9 protein-coding genes and 1 pseudogene are annotated in these 6,264 nt (G+C 66.6%); 6 read left to right on the top strand and 4 right to left on the bottom strand.

Annotated elements, in window-relative coordinates:
* Positions 1-226: 226 nt before the first annotated feature.
* Entirely contained in the window at positions 227-619 is a 393-nt protein-coding gene (locus SP5_RS18135; protein ID WP_042491471.1) for an NADH:ubiquinone oxidoreductase subunit NDUFA12, read from the top strand.
* 203 nt (positions 620-822) lie between these two features.
* Positions 823-1,056 (top strand): annotated as a pseudogene (locus SP5_RS18910) (DUF2155 domain-containing protein); the annotation flags it as partial.
* 35 nt (positions 1,057-1,091) lie between these two features.
* Here the strand turns inward: SP5_RS18910 and aat are convergent.
* The 3 genes from aat to SP5_RS18115 form a co-directional block, all read right to left on the bottom strand.
* Positions 1,092-1,850 carry a leucyl/phenylalanyl-tRNA--protein transferase gene (gene aat / locus SP5_RS18125; RefSeq protein WP_042491469.1) on the bottom strand — a complete coding sequence of 253 codons (759 nt, stop codon included), beginning with the start codon at positions 1,848-1,850 and terminating at the stop codon, positions 1,092-1,094.
* Positions 1,847-2,560 carry a ParA family protein gene (locus SP5_RS18120; protein WP_042491467.1) on the bottom strand — a complete coding sequence of 238 codons (714 nt, stop codon included), beginning with the start codon at positions 2,558-2,560 and terminating at the stop codon, positions 1,847-1,849. The genes aat and SP5_RS18120 overlap by 4 nt, the downstream gene beginning before the upstream one ends.
* 124 nt (positions 2,561-2,684) lie before the next feature.
* Positions 2,685-3,071, bottom strand: a complete 387-nt coding sequence (locus SP5_RS18115; RefSeq protein WP_042491466.1) for a hypothetical protein — start codon at positions 3,069-3,071, stop codon at positions 2,685-2,687.
* Between the two features lie 174 nt (positions 3,072-3,245).
* On the opposite strand from SP5_RS18115, the gene SP5_RS18110 reads away from it, so the two are divergent.
* Both SP5_RS18110 and SP5_RS18105 read left to right on the top strand, forming a co-directional pair.
* Complete coding sequence (locus tag SP5_RS18110; RefSeq protein ID WP_042491464.1) at positions 3,246-4,211, top strand: cysteine synthase A; 966 nt, start codon at positions 3,246-3,248, stop codon at positions 4,209-4,211.
* Positions 4,212-4,289: 78 nt separating this feature from the next.
* A complete protein-coding gene (locus tag SP5_RS18105; RefSeq protein ID WP_245613544.1) occupies positions 4,290-4,568 on the top strand; it encodes a hypothetical protein in 279 nt (92 codons plus the stop codon).
* 340 nt (positions 4,569-4,908) lie between these two features.
* Here SP5_RS18105 and SP5_RS19845 read toward each other — a convergent pair whose 3' ends face one another.
* Positions 4,909-5,145, bottom strand: a complete 237-nt coding sequence (locus SP5_RS19845) for a hypothetical protein (RefSeq protein ID WP_241823632.1) — start codon at positions 5,143-5,145, stop codon at positions 4,909-4,911.
* Between the two features lie 45 nt (positions 5,146-5,190).
* Here SP5_RS19845 and SP5_RS19840 point away from each other — a divergent pair, with 45 nt between their 5' ends.
* A complete protein-coding gene (locus SP5_RS19840) occupies positions 5,191-5,493 on the top strand; it encodes an MraZ C-terminal domain-containing protein (protein WP_241823631.1) in 303 nt (100 codons plus the stop codon).
* The coding region (gene rsmH, locus SP5_RS18095; protein ID WP_042491463.1) for a 16S rRNA (cytosine(1402)-N(4))-methyltransferase RsmH at positions 5,490-6,264 on the top strand (775 nt) is incomplete at its 3' end. The genes SP5_RS19840 and rsmH, both read left to right, overlap by 4 nt.

Below are 6,264 nucleotides of genomic sequence, written 5' to 3'. Positions count from 1 at the left end.
CCGGGAGGAGGGGCTTAAGAGGGCGTCGCGTTGCCCCGCGCTCCTCCCCTCCCGCAGGCGGGAGGGGCTGGGGGAGGGCAGTGTGTCTCACCGAGACCATCCTTCTATCCCAAACTCACTTCAAGCGTGGGCAGGGGCGTTTGTCAGGTCTATCCGACCACGCCCTCACCTCCGTCAGGCATGAACGCGGTTGAAGGGCGGCGACAGCCGGGCTACACGGCGCGACATGGGCATCAACCTCAATCCCTTCACCTGGTGGAACGGCGCCACCATCGGCACCTGGTTCGGTCTGCGCGGCAAGGCGCAGGTTGGCGAGGATGCGCATGGCAATATCTATTATGAGGGCGGTGTCGACACCGCTGGCCGGGCGCGGCGCTGGGTGATCTATAACGGCTCGAACGATGCCAGCCGGGTTCCGGCGGAATGGTTCAGCTGGCTGCATCATCAGGTCGACGATGTGCCCGACCGCTCGCTGCCGCCGCGTCGCGCGTGGCAGAAGCCTGCCATTCCGAACATGACCGGCACCGCCATGGCCTATCGCCCCTCGGGTGCGCTCGAAAAGGGCGGCCAGCGCCAGGCCGCGACCGGCGACTACGAAGCCTGGACCCCCGAGGGGTGAAGACGTCGCGCTGGCTGGCCAGCGGTGCGTTGGTCGCCTTGCTGGGGGTCGGCGGCTGGTTCGGCTATCAGGCGCTGACCGATCATGGCGGCAACTCCGCCGAATCGGCAGTCAGCCAGATCCTGCCCGACAGCCCAGGCGCCGCGTCGGGGATCGAATCGGTCGATGGCGCGCAAACGAACCTGCCCACCGGCGGGACTCCGATGGCCGAGCGCGTCGCGGTGATCGGCCTGCTCAACAAACGCAACGGTGTCTCGCGAGACCTGACGCTGAAACCCGGTCAGGCGGTTCGCGTCGGCGATGTCGTGGTGCGCCTGCGCGCCTGCGAGAAGACGGCGTCGTGGGAGCCGGAGCAACTGACCGGCGCGTTCGTCCAACTGGATGTGCGTGGCGCCAATCAGCGGTGGCAGCGGGTTTTTTCAGGCTGGCTGTACAAGGAGCGGCCTGCGCTCAACGTCGTGCTCCACCCGGTCTATGACGTCTGGGCCAAGAGCTGCACGATGTCGTGGCCCGAAACGGGGCCGGAGACGGTCCCGGCCTCGCTGCCCGGCACCGCCCCCAAGCGGTCGAGCGCGGCGAAATCGCCCGAGGCCGATACGCCCGCAGCGGAAGCGCCCGGTGCGACCACGCCCGCCAATGCGTCGGACAGCAGCGCGACATAATCCTCGCGCCCGATCTCGACCGCACCCATGGTCGACAAATGGCTGGTCTGGAACTGGCAGTCGAGCAGGCTGTATCCCCCGGCGCGCAACCGTGCGACCAGCCAGACCAGCGCCACCTTGGACGCATCGGTCCGGCGGCTGACCATCGATTCGCCGAAAAAGGCGCGGCCCAGCGCCAGCCCATACAGACCGCCGACCAGTTCGTCGCCGTCCCAGCATTCGATCGAATGGGCAAAGCCCATGTCGAACAGGTCGATGAACACCCGCTCGATCGCATAGTTGATCCAGGTTTCGGGGCGGTCGGGAACGCTCTCCGCGCAAAGCCGGATGATCGATTCGAAGGCGGTGTCGGCGGTGACGCGGAACCGGTCCTTCGCCACCGTCTTGCGCAGCGAGCGCGACAGGTGAAAGCCATCGAGCGGCAGGACGGCACGCTTGCGCGGCTCCACCCAATAGACATGATCGGTGTCGCGCGTGTCCGCCATCGGGAACACCCCGACCGCATAGGCCCCCAGCACCAGATGCGGGGTCAGCCGTTCGGGCGGGCCGGGGTCGTCGCGGCGGCTCATCCTCCCGCCAGCCGCCGTTCGACGCTGCGCCACAGATCGGCATAGGCCTGGGCGGCACTGCTGCGGGGGGCGAAGGCGCCGATGGGCGCGCGATGCTCGCCCATCGCCTCGACCAGGCTGGCCATCGGAATGACCGGCCAGTCGGGATGCGCCTCCAGCGCCTCGGCGTGGAGGCGGCGGCGGCGGTCGACCATGACATGCACGGGCAGCAGGGGTACGCGACCCCGGACATGGCCGTCCACCACCTCCAGCGCGCGGGTGGCGAGCGCGGAGGGCACGACCGGCACGACGATCAGGTCGACCGCGCGCAACACCTGCTCGGTCGTCTCGGTCAGGCCGGGCGGGCAGTCCAGGATCACGCTGTCATAATCGTCCAGCCCGTTGATCAGCTTGCCGAGCCGCTTCTTCTTTTCGATCGTGTGGAACAGATGGTCCAGGCCACGAAGCGAATCATCGGCACCGATCAACGACAGGCGGGGAATGTCGGTCCGGCGAACCAGCCGCTCGGCGGCAATGTCGCGCGAAAAGACGGCCTGCGCCCGGTCGCCGCGCGCCGGGCCGCCCAGCAGCCAGGTCGAGGCAGCCTGCGGGTCGAGATCCCATAACAGGGTCCGGCGCGCGCACAGGCTGGCGGCGCACCAGGCCAGATTGACCGCCATGCTGGTCTTTCCGACGCCCCCCTTCAGGCTGTAGATCGCGATCGCGGCCACGGCTTTTCTCTCCGACCTCCCGACATGGCCCAAAGAAAAGGCCGACGGAGATATCCCCGCCGGCCGGTTTTCGATCAAGTCCTTATCGTCGATCAAGCGACGCCAGGGACGGATGGAATGCACATCAGATGTGGCAGACCTGCGCGGCCTTCTTCGGCGTGGTCAAGGTGACGGCCTTTTCGTCGCCGGTCATCTTCCAGCCGCCCTCGGCGGTCAGCGGCTCACCGGCGGCGGGCGCCTTCAGCACGACGGGGGTTTCGCCTTCCTTCAGGCGGACATTGGCCTGCTTGTCGCCCTGGAAGAAGGTGACGTAGACGAGGCTGTTGTCCTTGCAACGGAAGGTCTTGTCCGCCTTGATCGCGGGCGGCAGCTCGACCGGGGCACGGTTGGCGAGCTCGTTGGCCATCGGGTCGGGATTGGTGTCGACGACCTCGGGCTGGCTGGGCTTGGAATTGCACGCGGCCAAAGCGAGCAGCGGTGCGGCGACGATGAGGGGGAGGAGGCTCTTCATAGCGGGGCGGTGCTTCGCAAATGCAGCAACCCGGCGTCAAGCATGACCTGTGCGTCAACGTGGCCCAAGGCCCAACATTTTGCCGGTCGGCCGTGAGCGCTCCCTCCTTATGCTTGGCGGGGGGCAAGCAAGGCTTGGCTTGCCCGATGGCGGGGCAGGGGCCATCTAGGCGGCATGGAAGTGATCTCCGACACGCTGGCCCTGATCGGCAACACCCCGCTCGTCCGCCTGAAGGGGCCGAGCGAGGCCACGAGCTGCGACATTTACGGCAAGTGCGAATTCGCCAATCCCGGCGCCAGCGTGAAGGACCGCGCGGCGCTGTTCATCGTCGAGGATGCCGAGGCGCGCGGGCTGCTGCGACCCGGCGGCACCATCGTCGAGGGGACGGCGGGCAATACCGGCATCGGCCTGGCGCTGGTCGCCAATGCCAAGGGCTATCGCACGATCATCGTGATGCCCGAGACGCAGAGCCGCGAGAAGATGGACACGCTGCGCGCGCTGGGCGCCGAACTCGTCCTCGTGCCCGCCGCGCCCTATTCCAGCCCCTGTCATTTCGTCCACACCTCGCGCCGGATCGCCGAGGAGACGGACAATGCGGTCTGGGCCAACCAGTTCGACAATATCGCCAATCGCCGGGCGCATATCGTCGGGACGGCCGAGGAAATCTGGAACCAGATGGGCGGCCGGATCGACGGCTTCACCTGCGCGGCGGGAACCGGCGGCACGCTGGCCGGGGTCGGCCTGGGGCTGAAGGCGCACGACGAATCGGTGACGATCGCGCTGAGCGACCCGCACGGGGCGGCCCTGTACGACTATTATGCGCATGGCGAACTCAAGTCCGAAGGCTCTTCGGTCGCCGAGGGGATCGGGCAGGGACGGATCACCGCCAATCTGGAAGGTGCGCCGATCGATACCCAGTTTCGTCTATCCGATGCGGAAGGCTGGTATTGGGTGCAGCGGCTGTTGAGCGAGGAGGGGCTGTGCCTGGGCCTGTCCTCTGGTATCAATGTCGCAGGCGCGGTGGCGCTGGCCAGGGCCTTGGGGCCTGATAAGCGGATCGCAACCATTTTGTGCGATACCGGGTTTCGCTACCTCTCCACGCTGCACAATCCGGCGTGGCGGGCCGAGAAGGGGCTATAGTCGCCGCCCCTTTGCGACTTGACGGCGCGCGCTGGAGGTCGACATGAGGCGGCGCACGAGATAGTGTCACCGAGTTCCATGAAGTCACCCGACCATCATCATATCATGCAGCGCGTGAAAGTCGGCATGATCGGCCTGGCCGCCGTCATCCTGCTGATCGCGATCGCCAGCACGATCCTGGGCTCGCTGAACCGGGACGAGCCGCCTGCGACGGTCGCCGGCGCGGCGCAGTCGAACATGGTCGCCGACATGACATTGGCGAACGCCGCCGCCCCGTCGTCCAGCGAGCCGCTGGCCGAACTGGGTGTCGCCCCCGCGCCCGTGAACACGCAGGCACCGGCCGACCCCGCACGCTGATTGCGGATCCCGCCCGGACTGACGGGCGCGTTCTTGTCCGATGGGCGATCATCGCCGCCGCGGGGCATTCGCGGCCGTATCGGGCTTTTTGCTTAATAAAAGTTAATTCAACCGTGATCGCTTTTGCATGCCGTCGGGGCCGGGGAAATCCGGGGAAAGCGCCCCGATCGGCGGAAATCCGGCATTTTCCGGCAGAGCGGCGATGGCGGCGTTCCCGTCAAACGACCAGCGGTTGGTCGCATAACCCCGGGTTCAGACTCGATTTCCCCGTTTCTCCCCAAAAATCCCGTTGCCTCCCGGTTCTGCTATCGGTAAACCGAAAGCTAACAGAGGGGCAGGCTCACTGTGATCCAGAAATGGTCGGAATGCGGCGATGGTCGTGTTTTGAAACGGTGAGGCCGTGCGCGCCATGTGCGAGGTTGGCGTGTCCGAAAGGGGTTTGTATCAGGGAAGTGGCATTGGCCTTGTCGACGACAAGGGCCGCGTTGCCATCCCTAATGCGCTCCGCTCTACGCTGGCTCAAAATGCGCCGCGCCCCGACGGAAAAGATGGCGGGACCATCATCATTGCGGTCCATGAAACCGAGCGTTGTCTGATCGCCTATGATCCGGGTTATGTTGCCGTGCTGAAGAAGGAACTGGACGCGCGGACCGAGATGTCGCGCGGGCCGGACGGCCGCATCGACTATAACATCAAGCGCGACCTGGCGAATGGCGAGGCCGTGCCCTTTGACGGGTCGGGTCGTTTCATCATGCCGGGTTTTCCGCGCTTTCATGCCGGGATCACCGGCCATGCCTTTTTCTGGGGCACGTTCGACTATATCGAAATCTGGGATCCCAGGACCCTGGTCGAGACGCCGGGCCTGCCGTCCAAGATGATCTCGGCCGCGCGTTTCCACTGCCAGGAAAAGGGGATCGCCCTGTGAGTGCGCTTCCCGACGCCCCGCATATCCCCGTCCTTCTCGACGAAGTGCTCGACGCGCTCGCCATCCTGCCCGGCGAGACGCATGTCGACGGCACGTTCGGCGCGGGCGGCTATACCCGCGCGATGCTGGGTCGGGGCGCGAAGGTCGTGGCCTTCGACCGCGATCCCGATGCCATCGCCAACGGCCAGGCGCTGGTCGCCGTCGAGCCGGGCCTGACCCTGATCCACCGTGAATTTTCCAATCTGGATCAGGAGCTGACGGCGCGCGTTGACGGTGTGGTGCTGGATATCGGGGTATCCTCGATGCAACTCGACCAGGCGGAGCGGGGCTTTTCGTTCCAGGGTGACGGCCCGCTCGACATGCGCATGGCGCAGGCGGGCGAGTCGGCGGCCGACTTCCTGAATACCTCCGATGAAGCCGCCATCGCCGACGTCCTCTATCATTATGGTGAGGAGCCGCGCTCGCGCCGCGTCGCGCAGGCGATCGTCGCCGCGCGTCCGCTGACCCGCACCGGCGAGCTGGCCGCCGTGGTCCGCCGCGCGCTGGGCTATCGCCCGCATGACAAGAAGGACCCGGCGACGCGGACCTTCCAGGCGATCCGCATCCATGTGAACCGCGAACTGGACGAACTGGCCGAGGGGCTGGCTGCGGCCGAGCGCGCATTGAAGCCGGGCGGTCGCCTGGCGGTGGTCACGTTCCACAGTCTGGAAGATCGCATGGTCAAGCGCTTCTTCCGCGAGCGCGCCGGGCAGATGCCGGGCGGGTCGCGCC

The sequence above is a fragment of the Sphingomonas parapaucimobilis NBRC 15100 genome (assembly GCF_000787715.1).
Lineage (GTDB): Bacteria > Pseudomonadota > Alphaproteobacteria > Sphingomonadales > Sphingomonadaceae > Sphingomonas > Sphingomonas parapaucimobilis.
This window is presented reverse-complemented; position numbering and strand designations above follow the sequence as displayed.

Bases quoted from the DNA above. Each gene is read 5' to 3' on its own strand.
- SP5_RS18135 (WP_042491471.1), top strand. From the start codon at position 227: ATGGGCATCAACCTCAATCCCTTCACCTGGTGGAACGGCGCCACCATC.
- aat (WP_042491469.1), bottom strand. From the start codon at position 1,850: ATGAGCCGCCGCGACGACCCCGGCCCGCCCGAACGGCTGACCCCGCAT.
- SP5_RS18115 (WP_042491466.1), bottom strand. From the start codon at position 3,071: ATGAAGAGCCTCCTCCCCCTCATCGTCGCCGCACCGCTGCTCGCTTTG.
- SP5_RS18110 (WP_042491464.1), top strand. From the start codon at position 3,246: ATGGAAGTGATCTCCGACACGCTGGCCCTGATCGGCAACACCCCGCTC.
- SP5_RS18105 (WP_245613544.1), top strand. From the start codon at position 4,290: ATGAAGTCACCCGACCATCATCATATCATGCAGCGCGTGAAAGTCGGC.
- SP5_RS19845 (WP_241823632.1), bottom strand. From the start codon at position 5,145: ATGGACCGCAATGATGATGGTCCCGCCATCTTTTCCGTCGGGGCGCGG.